Source organism: Pseudomonas sp. Z5-35 (genome assembly GCF_051131945.1).
GTDB lineage: Bacteria > Pseudomonadota > Gammaproteobacteria > Pseudomonadales > Pseudomonadaceae > Aquipseudomonas > Aquipseudomonas marvdashtae.
Map to the genome: position 1 here is coordinate 5,452,979 of NZ_CP071640.1, position 15,156 is coordinate 5,468,134.

General features: G+C 61.3%; 17 protein-coding genes. 7 read left to right on the top strand and 10 right to left on the bottom strand.

Features of this window, described 5'->3' with window-relative positions; genetic code table 11:
- The first annotated feature begins 540 nt into the window (after window positions 1-540).
- Complete coding sequence (locus J3P95_RS24810) at window positions 541-903, top strand: DUF6124 family protein (protein WP_434579350.1); 363 nt, start codon at window positions 541-543, stop codon at window positions 901-903.
- A 136-nt stretch (window positions 904-1,039) separates the two neighbouring features.
- On the opposite strand, the gene J3P95_RS24815 is transcribed toward J3P95_RS24810, so the two are convergent.
- From J3P95_RS24815 to J3P95_RS24825, 3 genes are read right to left on the bottom strand one after another with little or no spacing between them, the layout of a single operon-like run.
- Window positions 1,040-1,573 (bottom strand): hypothetical protein, encoded by a 534-nt coding sequence (locus J3P95_RS24815; protein ID WP_434579348.1) that lies wholly within the window; start codon window positions 1,571-1,573, stop codon window positions 1,040-1,042.
- The gene (locus J3P95_RS24820; RefSeq protein ID WP_434579347.1) at window positions 1,570-2,865 is read right to left on the bottom strand and encodes a PAAR domain-containing protein; all 1,296 of its coding nucleotides are present in this window, start codon (window positions 2,863-2,865) and stop codon (window positions 1,570-1,572) included. Before J3P95_RS24820 ends, J3P95_RS24815 begins: the two co-directional genes overlap by 4 nt.
- A gap of 25 nt (window positions 2,866-2,890) precedes the next feature.
- Window positions 2,891-3,325: a DcrB-related protein gene (locus J3P95_RS24825; RefSeq protein WP_434579345.1), complete on the bottom strand. Its 435-nt coding sequence runs from the start codon at window positions 3,323-3,325 to the stop codon at window positions 2,891-2,893.
- A gap of 647 nt (window positions 3,326-3,972) precedes the next feature.
- Here J3P95_RS24825 and J3P95_RS24830 point away from each other — a divergent pair.
- Window positions 3,973-4,335 (top strand): DUF6124 family protein, encoded by a 363-nt coding sequence (locus J3P95_RS24830; protein WP_434559538.1) that lies wholly within the window; start codon window positions 3,973-3,975, stop codon window positions 4,333-4,335.
- A gap of 102 nt (window positions 4,336-4,437) precedes the next feature.
- Here J3P95_RS24830 and J3P95_RS24835 read toward each other — a convergent pair whose 3' ends face one another.
- From J3P95_RS24835 to J3P95_RS24845, 3 genes are all read right to left on the bottom strand, one after another.
- Window positions 4,438-4,713 (bottom strand): HU family DNA-binding protein, encoded by a 276-nt coding sequence (locus J3P95_RS24835; protein ID WP_003213368.1) that lies wholly within the window; start codon window positions 4,711-4,713, stop codon window positions 4,438-4,440.
- Window positions 4,714-4,904: 191 nt separating this feature from the next.
- On the bottom strand, window positions 4,905-6,053 hold the full coding sequence (locus J3P95_RS24840) for an NAD(P)/FAD-dependent oxidoreductase (protein ID WP_434579342.1): 1,149 nt from the start codon (window positions 6,051-6,053) through the stop codon (window positions 4,905-4,907).
- 23 nt (window positions 6,054-6,076) lie between these two features.
- On the bottom strand, window positions 6,077-6,244 hold the full coding sequence (locus J3P95_RS24845; protein ID WP_003437744.1) for a rubredoxin: 168 nt from the start codon (window positions 6,242-6,244) through the stop codon (window positions 6,077-6,079).
- Window positions 6,245-6,420: 176 nt separating this feature from the next.
- Between J3P95_RS24845 and J3P95_RS24850 the strand changes: the two genes are divergently transcribed.
- Window positions 6,421-6,984: a chorismate--pyruvate lyase family protein gene (locus tag J3P95_RS24850; RefSeq protein ID WP_434579341.1), complete on the top strand. Its 564-nt coding sequence runs from the start codon at window positions 6,421-6,423 to the stop codon at window positions 6,982-6,984.
- Window positions 6,984-7,874: a 4-hydroxybenzoate octaprenyltransferase gene (gene ubiA, locus J3P95_RS24855; RefSeq protein WP_434579339.1), complete on the top strand. Its 891-nt coding sequence runs from the start codon at window positions 6,984-6,986 to the stop codon at window positions 7,872-7,874. Before J3P95_RS24850 ends, ubiA begins: the two co-directional genes overlap by 1 nt.
- A gap of 155 nt (window positions 7,875-8,029) precedes the next feature.
- Here the strand turns inward: ubiA and J3P95_RS24860 are convergent, their stop codons facing one another.
- Window positions 8,030-8,413 (bottom strand): COG4315 family predicted lipoprotein, encoded by a 384-nt coding sequence (locus J3P95_RS24860; protein ID WP_434559546.1) that lies wholly within the window; start codon window positions 8,411-8,413, stop codon window positions 8,030-8,032.
- Between the two features lie 152 nt (window positions 8,414-8,565).
- On the opposite strand from J3P95_RS24860, the gene phoB reads away from it, so the two are divergent.
- The 3 genes from phoB to J3P95_RS24875 all read left to right on the top strand — a co-directional run bounded on the left by phoB (window position 8,566) and on the right by J3P95_RS24875 (window position 12,144).
- Window positions 8,566-9,255 carry a phosphate regulon transcriptional regulator PhoB gene (phoB, locus tag J3P95_RS24865; RefSeq protein ID WP_003177195.1) on the top strand — a complete coding sequence of 230 codons (690 nt, stop codon included), beginning with the start codon at window positions 8,566-8,568 and terminating at the stop codon, window positions 9,253-9,255.
- 139 nt (window positions 9,256-9,394) lie between these two features.
- Entirely contained in the window at window positions 9,395-10,681 is a 1,287-nt protein-coding gene (gene phoR / locus J3P95_RS24870; protein WP_434581327.1) for a phosphate regulon sensor histidine kinase PhoR, read from the top strand.
- 122 nt (window positions 10,682-10,803) lie between these two features.
- On the top strand, window positions 10,804-12,144 hold the full coding sequence (locus J3P95_RS24875) for a hemolysin family protein (protein WP_434559548.1): 1,341 nt from the start codon (window positions 10,804-10,806) through the stop codon (window positions 12,142-12,144).
- 58 nt (window positions 12,145-12,202) lie between these two features.
- On the opposite strand, the gene J3P95_RS24880 is transcribed toward J3P95_RS24875, so the two are convergent.
- The 3 genes from J3P95_RS24880 to phoU all read right to left on the bottom strand — a co-directional run bounded on the left by J3P95_RS24880 (window position 12,203) and on the right by phoU (window position 15,126).
- Entirely contained in the window at window positions 12,203-13,099 is an 897-nt protein-coding gene (locus J3P95_RS24880) for a peptidoglycan DD-metalloendopeptidase family protein (RefSeq protein ID WP_434559550.1), read from the bottom strand.
- 149 nt (window positions 13,100-13,248) lie between these two features.
- Window positions 13,249-14,199 (bottom strand): response regulator, encoded by a 951-nt coding sequence (locus J3P95_RS24885; RefSeq protein ID WP_434559552.1) that lies wholly within the window; start codon window positions 14,197-14,199, stop codon window positions 13,249-13,251.
- Between the two features lie 165 nt (window positions 14,200-14,364).
- Window positions 14,365-15,126, bottom strand: coding sequence for a phosphate signaling complex protein PhoU (gene phoU, locus J3P95_RS24890; RefSeq protein ID WP_030139132.1), 762 nt, complete (start codon window positions 15,124-15,126; stop codon window positions 14,365-14,367).
- Window positions 15,127-15,156: the final 30 nt, after the last annotated feature.

The following is a 15,156-nucleotide window of genomic DNA, read 5'->3' on the forward strand; positions in this document are numbered from 1 at the left end:
GTCCGCTTCTGGCCGAAAGCAGACCAAGATGCCCCTTCTCAACGGAGTTATTTGCCGCAACTTTTGGCATAGCACATCTGTTCAATCTGAGCTGGGAGGGCAGAGGGCAGCCTAGGCGAGGCTCTGTGCCAGGCCCCTTCTTCCTTTTGACGAGCAGGAGCAAGCCTCCACGTCTCGATTCGGAAGGTGTTCAGCGTTGTTTAATTTCTAAACGCCACGCCTCCGCCGAGCTACGAATCCTTGCGCCTTTGCCTACAACTACGCCAGAATCCGCCGGCTTGTGCGCCTTGCCCCCGGGGCCTATTGTCTTCCTGCCACTGCCCATCAGTGGTCGGGTTTAGTAGCCCTGGTTGGAAATACATAACGGTTGCATGAGTCTCATCAGTCAGGCCTTGCCTGCACTCGATGGTGGCTGTGCGCATGGCGCCTTCGGGCGCGCCGGGCTTTTATGTGTTTTCCACCGGTCTACTAACTTGCGCACAGCTGCCACCCTTCGTTTAGTAGCGAGATGGTTGCGGCCTACTAGAAGGAATAATGCATATGTTCAAAATAACTCCAAACCCTCCAAAAGCAGATCCCAACTCTCCGTACCTCGACGGCCTCAACGCCAAGAAACTCGACGAAGCCGCCCAGCGCGCATTGGATTATTACCTGGCGCCCAAACCGGAAAAGCCCGAAGAACCCCCTCAACCCGGCCAGCTATTCACCGTCGTACAAGACATGGACAACGAATGCCTACTGGCCAACCTCAGCGAAACCCTGGCCTCCGCAGACGCGATGGTCAGCACCCTGGCCTTCGACCTGGATGGCGCGCACCGCCACTTTCTCCTAGGCATCCAGCAATTGATCGAGCTGAGCACGTTGCTGGCGAACCGGGCGCTGCAAAACGTTGATCCGCGTTAACCGTTACACGTAACCCGTTCTGGCGAGGGAGCAATCCCTCGCCACGAATCAACGAGCGTCGACATCTGTAACCCAACTCCCCTGCAGATTGTCGACGCCGACGGTCAGCTCAGACCGTTAAATACATTGGCGTTCGTCAAATATTCCCCGGCACAAAATCCGGCCCACCCAGCTTGTCCCGCACCATCACCGCCGAACGCATCAGCGGCGTCCACATGCCGTCCGGGCTGTTCCACGCCGCGCCGGCCCAGCGGGTGTCGGCGATCAGTTCAGCCTTGTGGTTTTCCAGCAGTCGCTTGAGCGCTACGGCGACGCTGCCCATGTCCACGTCGAACAGATCGCCATACGGGCCGAGCGGCTGTTGGCGCTGTTTGTCCTGGCAGAAACGGTAATACCAGACCCAATCGGCGGCGATGTAGATCGCCCGCGTGCGGTCTGGGTACGTCGCCAGCATCGTCAGCAGGGCTGCCACGAAACGCAGGGGAAAGCTAGCGTCGTGGGTCTGGCGCCAGTACGGCATGATCAATTGGTCGAACGCGGCCACGACGTTTTGTGGCTCGTTGTTGTCAGTCTTGGCTTCGAGAAAGTAGAACGGCTCGCCCACCAGGAATTTGTCCAACTCATCATTGGCCAGGGCCAACAGCAACACGTTGTCTTGCGGGTTACTCATGGGACTCTCACTACGTCTTGGGCCTTCATCAGCGCGTTGATGTCATTGCCGTGGAAGATCGGTACGTTGTCCAGCACCGCTTCGCGCATGCCGCCCGGATGGGTCAGGCCGCCGGGGCGCCAGAGCGAGTTCACGCCCCCTTCGTTACCGGTCGGCATCAGGACCTTGGGTTTGTCCAGGCTCAGCATGTAAATGTCCTTGCCCACCAGCGATCCCGGATCGTACCCCAGGGCTGACTCCAGCACCGAAACGTCGCCGGTTTTCTTGTACTCGGTCACCACCGCGCTGAGGTCGGACTTTGCCATGACGAATTTGTTCGGGTTGAACGAGCCATATTTCGGGTTGGCGATGTCGTCGGTGGTGAAGAGGAAACTGCCGCCCTCGTCCTCGAAGGTCTTGAGGTGCTTGTCGATATACGGGCCTTCGAGGTAGTCGCTCGGTGGCGGCCGACTGCCCTTGGGAATCGCCATGATATCGGCGTCGGTGGTGCCCGGCTTGTACGCCGCGACGCGAGGTTTGGGCGCTGCGCCGAGGCGGGCCATTTTCGGCCCCAGCCCCAGCAGCGCCATACCCGCGATGCCCTGGAGCAAGTCGCGATAACCCGGCCCGAGGCGATCACCCAAATCGCCCAGCAAGGCCATGCCGCCCATCATGGCGCCGCCAATCACCACGAAGCCTGCAAACGCCGCCGCGCCGGCCATCGCCGCCAGTATGGCCGCCGCGCCCATGGCGACCAGCCCCAAGGCTTCGAGGCCGGTGTGCAGCCACCCTTCGATGTCGAGGACAAACGCCACCGAGATCGTCGGCCCGCCAATAAACGTATTGGGGCTGCCGGTCTTGATGTGGGCGCCGCAGACCATTTTGCTCTGCAAGCGCGCCGCTGGCTTGCCGTTGATATAGACGGTGGCGCTGCCCTCGGCGATCAGCACCGGGAACGGCCAGATCGGATGGTTCATCGGCAGGCCCGTACACCCCGCCGACACGTCGACGCCGGCGCGCATGGCGTTGCGCCGGTTGATGTGGACGTTGAGGCTGCCCATGATCAACGCGCCCGTCGTAGGCTCGGGCAAGTTGAAAAGGGTGTTCAGGCCTTTGAGTATCTGGAACATCGACAAGCCGCCGGCGGCAATCGAGCCCGCCATGATCGCCAGCGCCACGCCCCCGGTCGCGACCGTGGCCGCTACCACCGCCGCGCCGATCAACGCACCGGCAACGGCGCCCGCCACCATCGCGGCGACACCGAAACCGTGGGCTATTTCGTCGCCGAGGCGCGCAGCGGCCAGCATATCCATCGCGTTAGGGTCTTCCGGAGATTGATCAGGCGGTCGCGGACAAAACCTTGAAGGAATGCATGGCGGCTTTCCAGGCGGGTTCGTGATGCACCAGATCACCCGGCGTCGTGGTCAACGTGGTGATCAGCCCCACGGGTTGGCGGTCGATAAACACCTGGCGCAGCATCAGCTCCCGTCCTTCACGCTGCCAGCTGTAGTCGAGCAGCACGGCGGCATGTTCGTGGAGGAAAAAATCCCAACGCTTGATCAGCTTGAACCCAGGCAGTTGCTGCTCGGCGCTGGCCAGTTGTTGATCGACATAATCGTTGAACGGCGTATCGCCTCGGCTCGGGTCGCGACTGATGACGAAACTGGCTTCCTTGGCGCCGCCGACGGCTGGCAACTTGAAGATGTTGATGCTCTGGTCCTGCCAGGTGTCAGGGATGTCGAGATCGGCTTCGTGGAGGCGATAGAGCGTCATGATCCGGGTCGTTTTCCAGGCAAGAGGGAGGCTTGAACGAGCGGCAGATCTTCAAGCAATGGAGGGTAACAATCAAGGTGCCTGAAGAGGCCGTTTTCGAGGCCATGACGCCGGTCTCAATTTTGCCGCCCGAGTTCCACCAGCAACCCCGGATCCGTGGCGAGGGAGCTTGCTCCTGCTGGGTGGCAAAGCCGCCCCAAAAGGCCCGGCGCGTTCCTACAGACAAACCGCATCAACCGGCCTACGACGGCTGCGCCGCCGAGCGGGAGCAAGCTCCCTCGCCACGAATCGGGGGCATCCGTCAGAACAAAATTCATCCTGAGTCTCCCTCTTCCGCCAAGCTACGCATCCTTGCGCCTTTGCCTACAACTACGCCAGAATCCGCCGGCTTGTGCGCCTTGCCCCCGGGGGCCTATCGTCTTCCTGCCACTGCCCATCAGTGGTCGGGTTTAGTAGCCCGGTAATAGCAACGGCTGCATGAGTCTCATCAGTCAGGCATTGCCTGCACTCGATGGTGGTTGTGCGCAAGGCGCCTTCGGGCGCGCCGGGTTCCGTTGCCTCTACCGGTCTACTAACTTGCGCACAGCTGCCTCCTTTCGTTTAGTAGCGAGACGGTTGCGGCCTACTAAATCAGAGGTAGCGTAACGATGTTCAAAATAACTCCGAATCCTCCAAAAGCAGATCCCAACTCTCCGTACCTCGACGGCCTCAACGCCAAGAAACTCGACGAAGCCGCCAAGCGCGCGCTGGATTATTACCTGGCGCCCAAACCGGAAAAGCCCGAAGAACCCCCTCAATCCGGCCAGCTGTTCACTGTCGTACAAGACATGGACAACGAATGCCTGCTGGCCAACCTCAGCGAAACCCTGGCCTCCGCTGACGCGATGGTCAGCACCCTGGCCTTCGACCTGGATGGCGCGCACCGCCACTTTCTCCTAGGCATCCAGCAACTGACCGAGCTGAGTTCGTTACTGGCGAACCGAGTGTTGAACAACGTCGATCCGCGCTAACCGCTGCGCCACGATTTACTCAGGCACAAAAAAAGGCATATCGATTCATCGGTATGCCTTTTTTGTCGCCGCTTTCTTTCCTCGACAGAGGTACCCCGCCATTTACGGGTTAACGCTGTCCTTCAACGACTTGCCTGGCTTGAACGCAACGGTGTTGCTGGCCTTGATCTTCACTGGCTCGCCGGTTTGTGGGTTCTTGCCGGTGCGGGCGCCGCGGTGGCGTTGCAGGAAGGTGCCGAAGCCGACGAGCGTGACGCTGTCCTTGCGGTGCAGGGCGCCGGTGATTTCTTCGAGGACGGCGTTGAGGACGCGGTTGGCTTGTTCTTTGGTGAGGTCTGCTTTTTCCGCGATGGCGGCAGCGAGTTCTGGTTTACGCATGAATGAAGCCCCTTTGACGGTTTTTTTGTTGTTATGTCCGTGCTGTTCTCTTCGGAACAACCCCTAAGGCGCCGCAGGCTCTACTCTGCGGCAGACGGGAGTGAGGATGGCACGGGGCCGCAACCGGCGCCAGTGTCCGGCGGGCCTTTGTCGCCTCAAAAGCAGGGTATTTACGACAGAACGACCGGCGTTTACGCCAGTAGTGCCGGAAGCTGCTTGTTCAGCGCCAGTTTCTCCATGGCCGCCGCGCCCGTTAGGGCATAACCCAGCAGGTTGCCTTGGGCGTCGCGGCACAAGGCCTTGATGTCGGCGCCCTGCCCTTCGACGCTCCACACGCCTTCGCTACCCCGTGGTGGCGGCGAGACCACCAACGGGCAAACCGGGGTCTTCACCGTGATCGGCATGGCGCCGTAGCTGACAGCGGTCGGGTTGCCGGCCAGGGTCTGGGCCAGGGCGCGAGCGCAGCTCATCAGCGGCATAACGTAGAGCAGGTTCAGGCCATCGACTTCGGCGCAATCGCCCAGGGCGTAGATGTTGGCGTGAGACGTTTTCAGCTGACGATCAACCACCACGCCGCGATTGATCACCAGCCCGGCGGCCGCTGCCAGGTCGATGCGTGGGCGCAGGCCGATGGCCGAGACGACGAGATCGCAGGCGATCACTTGGCCGTCCGACAGGTGTGCCTCCAATCCGTCGGCCACCCGTTGCAGGCGATTGAGCACCGGCCCCAAGTGGAAACGCGCGCCCAGGCTTTCCAAACCCGCTTGCACCGCTGCGGCGGCGGCCGGGTGCAACAGCGTCGGCATGACTTGTTCGCATGGCGCTACCAGCTGCACTTCGTAGCCGCCCAGGATCAGGTCGTTGGCGAATTCGCAGCCGATCAGGCCGGCGCCGAGCAGCAGCACCCGGCGCTTGCCATCGGCGGCGGCGCGAAAGCGTGCGTAGTCTTCGAGATCGTTGATGGGGAAGATCAAGTCCGCCGCGTCGCCCTGCACGGGCACGCGCACGGTTTCGGCGCCCCAGGCCAGGACGAGGTCGCGATAACTCACCGCTTCCTCGCCGATCCACAGGCGCTGGTGGCCCGGGTCGATGCCGCTGATGCGCGTGTGGGTGCGGACCTCGGCCTTGAGCTGCTCGGCCATGGCGCCAGGCTCGGCCATGCTCAGGCCGTCGGCGTCTTTATTCTTGCCGAAGCCCGTGGAGAGCATCGGCTTGGAGTAGGAACGACCATCGTCCGCGGTAATCAGCAGCAACGGGGTTTCGCTGTCGAGCTTGCGAAACTCCCGGGCCAGGTTGTAGCCAGCCAGGCCGGTACCGACGATGACGACAGGTGCGCTCATGTTGCTCTCCCTTTGAGGAACGATCAGTTGATTTCGATCATTTCGAAATCCATTTTGCCGACGCCGCAGTCCGGGCACAGCCAATCTTCTGGTACGTCTTGCCACAGAGTGCCGGGCGCGATGCCATCGTCCGGCCAGCCGTCAGCTTCGTTGTAGATCAAGCCGCAGACGATACATTGCCACTTCTTCATTCCAATATTTCCTCAAGATGTCAGGCCTTGGCCGGTATTTTCCGGCTCAGGGCGGTTTTGTACTGATCGTTCGCAACAGATGCAAGCAGGATCCGCGCGGCGGCGGGTCCGCTCAGGCAAAATCACCGACCGACATGGTAAGCTCGCGGCCTCATTTGCTGCCAATCAAGACCTCTGTGCCGCATACAAATTCGAAATTTCCTACACTCCAATGGCTGCCCCAGCACCTGCTGTCGCCCCGTCCAGATGCTTGCGTGCTGGACTGGTTGTTCGACGAGGGATCCCTGACCCGACGCCTGACCGGCCTGTCGGACGAGCATTTCAGCGTGACGCCGTTGTTCGAGGGCTGGCAGCCGTTGCGCGCCGACGAATGCGCCGCGCTGGATCTGGCCGACGGCAGCGAGGGTTGGGTGCGCGAGGTGTACCTGCGCGGCCACGGCGTGCCTTGGGTATTCGCCCGTAGCGTGGCGGCGCGCAGCGCCTTGCAGGGCGACGGTTTGCAAATGGATGAACTCGGTAGCCGCTCCCTGGGTGAGCTGCTGTTTTGCGACCAGGCGTTCCAGCGCCGGGCTATCGAGGTGTGTCACTACCCGAGCGAATGGTTGCCACCCCAGGTTCGCGCCAGCGCGCTGTGGGGCCGTCGCTCGCGTTTCGATCGCGGTGCGCTGAGCGTGCTGGTGGCGGAGATTTTCCTGCCGCGCCTGTGGACCGTTGCGCGCGCCTATTCGGAGAACTGCTGATGTACGTGCAATTGCTCAAATCCTTGAACCGCCTGAACCCGCGAGCCTGGGACTTCGTGCAACTGACCCGCATGGACAAGCCCATCGGCATCTATCTGCTGCTGTGGCCCACATTGTGGGCGTTGTGGATTGCCGGCGAAGGCTCGCCCTCCCTGGCCAACATCGTGATTTTCGTGCTCGGCGTGGTGCTGACCCGCGCCGGCGGTTGCGTGATCAACGACTGGGCCGACCGCAAGGTGGACGGCCACGTCAAACGCACCGAACAGCGTCCGCTGGTGAGCGGCAAGATCAGTTCGAAAGAAGCGCTGGTGTTCTTCGCGGTGCTGATGGGGGTGAGCTTCCTGCTGGTGCTGTGCACCAATGCGCCGACGATTCTGTTGTCCTTGGGCGGCTTGGCCCTGGCGTTCAGTTATCCGTTCATGAAGCGCTACACCTATTACCCGCAAGTGGTTTTAGGCGCGGCGTTTTCCTGGGGCATGCCGATGGCATTCACCGCCGAAACCGGCCATCTGCCGGCCGCCGCGTGGTTGTTGTACATCGCCAACCTGCTGTGGACGGTGGGCTACGACACTTACTACGCGATGACCGACCGGGACGATGACCTGAAGATCGGCGTGAAGTCCACGGCCATCCTGTTTGGCGATGCCGACCGGGCGATCATTCTGACGCTGCAAGGCCTGGCGCTGGGTTGTCTGTTGCTGGCTGGGACTCAATTCAACCTGGGCGGCTGGTTCCACCTGGGGTTGCTGGCCGCTGCGGGATGTTTCGCCTGGGAGTTCTGGTACACCCGTGGCAAGGACCGGATGCGTTGCTTCAAGGCGTTTTTGCACAACCATTGGGCCGGGTTGGCGATTTTCGTGGGGATTGTGCTGGATTACGGGTTGCGCTGAGTTCTGTGGCCGAGCGCTGGGTTTGGGATGAAGAAGAACCCTGTGGCGAGGGAGCTTGCTCCCGCTCGGTTGCGTAGCGACCGCAAGATTTTTGGGGCCGCTTCGCAACCCAGCGGGAGCAAGCTCCCTCGCCACGAAGAGCGGTTTGGTGCTGGTCAGTCGGGCTTGGCTATTTTCCAGACGCCACCCTTGCCGTCGCCCGTCTTGTCGCCGGCCTTCTTGTCGCCGACGAAGGTGTACAGCGGATCGCCGTCATAGGCCCACTGCGAGGCCCCGTCATCGCGAGTGATCACGGTCCATTCCCCTGACGGAGTGGCGGTGCTTTCGGCCTTGAGCGGTGGCCAATTCTCGGCGCATTTGTCGTTGCACATTGATTTGCTGTCGTCGTCCTTGTCATAGGTGTAAAGGGTCATGCCCTTGTGATCGACCAGCACGCCATCCTTGACCATTGCCGGTTCGCCAGCCGCAAACGCCATCGCCGGCAACATCAGCGCAGCCACCAGCCCCAGCGCCTTGATGGATTGAGTGTAATAAGCCATGGAAACCTTCCTTCGCAGTTGTCAGGATTCGGACTGAAAAGCGTAGTCCAAGATCCCCTTCGCTGCCGCTCAAGGAAATAACTGTCACACGACTGCAATAATTCCGTTATCTAATGCGGCGCAAGACAGTTAAATGACAAGAGGATTACCCCATGGTTGGCAGGAGCATTCTGATCGTCGACGACGAGGCGCCCATTCGCGAGATGATCGCCGTTGCGTTGGAGATGGCCGGCTATGACTGCATGGAAGCAGAGAACTCTCAACAGGCCCACGCCATCATCGTCGACCGCAAGCCCGACCTGATCCTGCTGGACTGGATGCTGCCTGGCACTTCCGGCATCGAGCTGGCGCGGCGCCTCAAGCGCGACGAGCTGACCGGTGATATCCCGATCATCATGCTCACCGCCAAGGGCGAAGAAGACAACAAGATCCAGGGCCTGGAAGTCGGCGCCGACGACTACATCACCAAGCCGTTTTCCCCTCGGGAGCTGGTGGCGCGCCTCAAGGCCGTGCTGCGGCGTGCCGGTCCGACCGATGGCGAAGCGCCGATCGAAGTCGGTGGCTTGCTGCTGGACCCGATCAGCCACCGCGTAACCATCGACGGCAAGCCTGCCGAGATGGGCCCGACCGAATACCGCCTGCTGCAATTCTTCATGACCCACCAGGAGCGCGCCTACACCCGCGGCCAACTGCTGGACCAGGTGTGGGGCGGCAATGTGTATGTCGAGGAACGCACCGTGGACGTACACATCCGACGCCTGCGCAAAGCCCTCGGCGATGCCTACGAGAATCTGGTACAAACCGTGCGCGGCACCGGTTATCGTTTTTCGACAAAGGCTTAACGACAGTTGCAAGCTACAAGCGGCAAGCTGAGCCGCGCTTGGCTTTTAACTTGTCGCTTGAAGCTTGAAGCTTGGAGCTTGAAGCTGCCCTAGGGATTTTTCCGTGAATCAAAACTGGCATGGCACCCTGATCCGCCACATGTTGTTGCTGGTGACCGGTTGCCTGTTGATCGGCCTGATCACAGGCTATTACGGCTGGAGCCTGGCCGTGGGCCTGGCGCTTTACCTGGCCTGGACTCTCAAGCAACTGCTGCGCCTGCACGAGTGGCTGCGCCTGCACCAGCCTGACGAGGCCCCGCCCGACGGCTACGGCCTTTGGGGCGAAGTGTTCGACAGCATCTATCACCTGCAACGGCGCGACCAACGCGTGCGCGGGCGCCTGCAGGCGGTGATCGACCGCGTCCAGGAATCCACAGCCGCGCTGAAAGACGCGGTGATCATGCTCGACAGCGACGGCAACCTGGAATGGTGGAACCGCGCCGCCGAAACCCTGCTAGGCCTCAAGACGCCACAGGACAGCGGCCAGCCAGTGACCAACCTGGTGCGTCATCCGCGCTTCAAGGAATATTTCGAACAGGACAACTACGCCGAGCCGTTGGAAATTCCCTCGCCGACCAACGATCGCTTGCGCATCCAGCTGTATATCACCCGCTACGGCAACAACGAGCATTTGATGCTCGTGCGGGACGTGACGCGCATTCATCAGTTGGAACAGATGCGTAAAGACTTTATTGCCAACGTGTCCCATGAGCTGCGCACGCCGTTGACGGTAATCTGCGGCTATCTGGAAACCCTGCTCGATAACGTCGAGGAGGTGAACCCACGCTGGAGCCGCGCCCTGCAACAAATGCAGCAGCAAGGCGGGCGCATGCAGACCCTGCTCAACGACTTGCTGCTGCTGGCGAAGCTGGAAGCCACCGATTACCCGTCGGACAACCAGCCGGTGCCCATCGACGAGTTGCTGCAAATCATTGTGGAGGACGCCCAGGAGCTGTCCGGCCCCAAGCAGCAGGCCATCACCCTGGAAGCCGATCCGACCGTGCAGCTCAAAGGCAGCGAGGCGGAATTGCGCAGCGCTTTTTCCAACCTCGTGTTCAACGCGGTCAAATACACGCCGGAACAGGGGCGAATCCAGGTCCGCTGGTGGGGTGATGAACAAGGCGCGCACCTGAGCGTGCGCGATTCAGGCATCGGCATCGACAGCAAGCACCTGCCGCGCCTGACCGAACGTTTCTACCGGGTCGACTCCAGCCGCAACTCCAACACCGGCGGCACCGGGTTGGGGCTGGCGATTGTGAAACACGTCTTGCTGCGTCACCGCGGGCGCATGGAAATCAGCAGCGTGCCGGGGCATGGCAGCACGTTCACGTGCCATTTCGCCCCGGCGCAGGTGGTTCGCGGACGCGTCCCCAGCCGCGACGAGTGACACCGGCCAGCGCTCCCCACTAGGCAATCGCCGGGTCAGCCGCTACATTGGCTGACTTGTGCCTGCCTTTTCAGGCACTGTTTTTCACTCTTACGAACATACGGAACCTGCAAAACTCCATCATGGACCCTTCCCCTGGCTTGTCCCTCGTCACACTCTTCGCCGAATTCGGCATGATTCTTTTTGCTCTGATCCTGGTCCTGCTCAACGGTTTTTTCGTTGCGGCCGAATTTGCCATGGTCAAGCTCCGCTCGACCCGAGTCGAGGCCATCGCCGAGCAGAACGGCTGGCGCGGGCACATCCTGCGCACCGTCCACAGCCAGCTCGATGCCTACCTGTCAGCCTGCCAACTGGGGATCACCCTGGCTTCGCTGGGCCTGGGCTGGGTCGGCGAACCGGCGTTCGCACATATCCTCGAGCCGCTGCTGGGCGCTGTCGGCGTCGAGTCGCCGGAAGTGATCAAGGGTGTATCGTTCTTCACCGCGTTCTTCATCATTTCCTATTTGCACATCGTGGTCGGTGAACTGGCGCCCAAGTCATGGGCGATCCGCAAACCCGAGCTGCTGTCGCTGTGGACCGCCGTGCCGCTGTACCTGTTCTATTGGGCGATGTACCCGGCAATCTACCTGCTCAACGCCAGCGCCAACGCCATCCTGCGCATCGCCGGCCAAGGCGAGCCCGGCCCGCATCACGAACACCATTACAGTCGCGAGGAGCTGAAGCTGATCCTGCACTCCAGCCGAGGCCAGGACCCGAGCGACCAAGGCATGCGCGTGCTGGCTTCGGCCGTGGAAATGGGCGAGCTTGAAGTGGTCGACTGGGCCAACTCCCGGGAAGACCTGGTGACGCTGGAGTTCAATGCGCCGCTCAAGGAAATCCTGGCAATGTTCCGCCGTCACAAGTTCAGCCGTTACCCGGTCTATGACAGCGAGCGCCAGGAGTTCGTCGGCCTGCTGCACATCAAGGACCTGCTGCTGGAACTGGCGGCCCTGGATCACATTCCCGAGTCGTTCAACCTGGCCGAACTGACCCGTCCACTGGAGCGCGTGTCGCGGCACCTTCCGCTGTCGCAGTTGCTGGAGCAGTTCCGCAAGGGCGGCTCGCACTTCGCCGTGGTCGAGGAAGCCGATGGCAACATCATCGGCTACCTGACCATGGAGGACGTGCTGGAAGTGCTGGTGGGCGATATCCAGGACGAACACCGCAAGGCCGAGCGCGGCATCCTCGCCTATCAACCGGGCAAACTGCTGGTACGCGGCGACACGCCACTGTTCAAGGTGGAACGCCTGCTGGGCATCGACCTGGACCACATCGAGGCGGAAACCCTGGCAGGGTTGGTCTATGAAACCCTGAAACGGGTGCCGGAAGAGGAAGAAGTGCTGGAAGTCGAAGGCCTGCGGATCATCATCAAGAAGATGAAAGGACCGAAGATCATCCTGGCGAAGGTGTTGATGCTCGATTGACTGAGCCCCTTGTGGCGAGGGAGCTTGCTCCCTCGCCACGAAAAGCCCCCGCAAGCCTCTACTGCTTGCCCACCGCAAAGTTGGGCAACTCGCCTACCGGTTGGTTGAACTGGTAGGGAATCGAGACCAGCCCCAACCCGGTGTTGCGTTGCACCACGAAGTGCAGGTGCGGGCCGGAGCTGTTGCCGGTGTTGCCCGACAGCGCCAAGGGTGTGCCGACCACGACCCGCTGCCCTTCCTGTACGCTCACCGAGCCTTTTTGCAAATGCAGGTACACGCCCATGGTCCCGTCGTCGTGCAGCACACGCACGAAATTGCCGGATGGGTCGGTGCCGCGTCCGGTCTGCTCGTTTTCGGTCTTGACCACCACGCCGCCCCGGGCCGCGATGATCGGCGTACCCTCGGGCATGGCGATGTCCATGGCGTAGCGGTTCTTGGGTCCGTAGTGGCTGTATTGGCCGTTGGCGCCCTGGCTCAGTCGAAACGGCCCGCCTCGCCAAGGCAACGGATACCGATACGCCTGCGCCGCGCCCGCCGGGTCGCCCAGGGAGTATTCGAATCTTGGGGTATACGCCAGCGGCCTTCCGGGCCGGGTGGCCGTCAGCAGCGCCAGGCGCAGATTGCTGCGCGCCGGCAGCACACGCCGAATCGGCCGGCTCGGCGCTCCACTGACGTTGCGCAGACCGGCAAAGCTCAGCTCGATTTCAACCGGGGCGTATAAGTCGTTGCGCACGAACACCGCGTCCGCGTCGTTCTGCTTCCTGATGTCGAGAAACACCTGCCGCTCCAGGCGCTCGACCATGCGATCACGGAACACGAACACCTGGGAGCCCTTGGTGGGGCGGTCGCTGTAGGAGACCACGCCATTGGCATCGGTGGATTTATAAATAGTCATGGCCAGGGCCGGGGTGACGGCCAGGACAAGACCACAGGCGAACAGCAGCGGCACGAGCATGGGCAAGAATTCTGTCGAAATGAAGGCCTGCAAAGCAGCCTAGCAGCTGGGATGGACCAGCGTAGTCGACGGATGTTTCAAAATCGGTTCAGCGATCGGTGTTGCTGATCGTTCCCAGGCGGAGCATGGGAACGATCTACATGGCCGAATCAGGCGCCCGGTACGAAATGCTTCTGCGCGGTGCCGCGGGCGATCAGGCGGGAGATGTAGTCGAGCTTCTGCGGGTCTTTGTCGACGAAGCGGAAGGTCAGTTGCAGCCACTCGCTGTCGGGGGTTTGTTCGTGAGCGACTATGGCGTGCAGGTAACCGTTGAGACGAGCGGTTTCGGCGTTGTCGCCCTGCTCCATGTCCAGCACGGCGCTTTCAAGGACCTGTGGCAGGATGTCGGTGCGCTTGACCACCAACAGCGCTTCCTTGAGGCTCAGGGCCTTGATCACGCATTGCTGGGTGCCGCTGGACAGGCGCAACTGGCCTTGGCCGCGATTGCTCGACGACGCCGATGCGGCAGGTGCCTTCACCGGCGGGCTATTGAGCAAACCACGGGCCGGGGCGGCAGCGGCTGCGGGAGCCGGGGCGGCTGGCTTGGCAAAAGGATTCACCGCAGGCGCCGAAGCAACAGCTGCAACCGCAGGCTTACCACCCGTCAGGGCACTGAGGGAATCATTGCCGAAGGCCGAGTTCATCTTGGTCGGGGCGCTGTTCATCAAGGATTCGAGCTTGCCGGCCTTGTGCATCGCCTGTTTGACCTTGGTGAGAAGTTGCTCGTTGGTGAAGGGCTTGCTGACATAGCCGGAAACGCCGGCCTGGATCGCCTGGACTACGTTTTCCTTGTCGCCACGGCTGGTCACCATGACGAACGGCATGCCCTTGAGGTTGTCTTGCTGGCGGCACCAGGTCAACAGTTCCAGGCCGGACATCTCCGGCATTTCCCAGTCGCACAGCACCAAGTCAAACGCTTCACGGGCCAGCAGGGCCTGGGCTTTCTTGCCGTTCACCGCGTCTTCGATGCGGATGCCTGGGAAGTAGTTGCGCAGGCACTTCTTCACCAAGTCACGAATGAACGAAGCATCGTCCACGACCAACACACTGACCTTACTCATCCAGATACACCTCTAAAAAATCCCGGCAAGCATACCGCTTTACTGATGGCACACTGCCAAAAACCTTCAGTCACGCCGGGACTTTCGTTCGCGGGGTGCTGCTTTCGATTAAAAAGACCGCAAAAAAAAGCCCGACCAGAAGGCCGGGCGCTTTTCTTGGCAATCTTACTTATCGTCAGTTTCGCCGGGAACATTAGCGGTTTCGGACGGTGTGCCCTCAACTTCCTCCTTCATCCGCTTGAGGCCCATATGGCGCACATCGGTGCCACGCACCAGGTAGATCACCAGTTCCGAGATGTTGCGCGCATGATCGCCGATACGCTCCAACGAGCGCAGCACCCAGATGATGCTCAACACCCGCGAGATCGAGCGCGGATCTTCCATCATGTAGGTCGCCAGTTCGCGCAGGGCGGTCTTGTATTCGCGGTCGATGATTTTGTCGTACTGGGCCACCGACAGCGCAAGGTCGGCGTCGAAACGGGCGAAGGCGTCCAGCGCATCGCGGACCATGTTGCGCACCTGGTCACCGATGTGGCGGACTTCGACGTAACCGCGTGGCGCTTCGCCTTCTTCGCACAACTGAATGGCACGGCGGGCGATCTTGGTGGCTTCGTCGCCGATGCGCTCAAGGTCGATCACCGACTTGGAGATGCTGATGATCAGGCGCAGGTCGGACGCAGCCGGCTGTCGACGGGCCAGGATGCGCAGGCACTCTTCGTCGATGTTGCGTTCCATCTGGTTGATCTGGTCGTCGATCTCGCGCACTTGCTGGGCCAGGCCGGAGTCAGCCTCGATCAGCGCGGTCACCGCGTCGTTGACCTGTTTTTCCACCAGCCCGCCCATGGCCAGCAGGTGGCTGCGCACCTCTTCCAGCTCGGCGTTGAACTGCGCGGAAATGTGATGAGTGAGACCTTCCTTCGAAATCATGGTTTTGCTCCGCAAAAGCTGTGAGCTGCA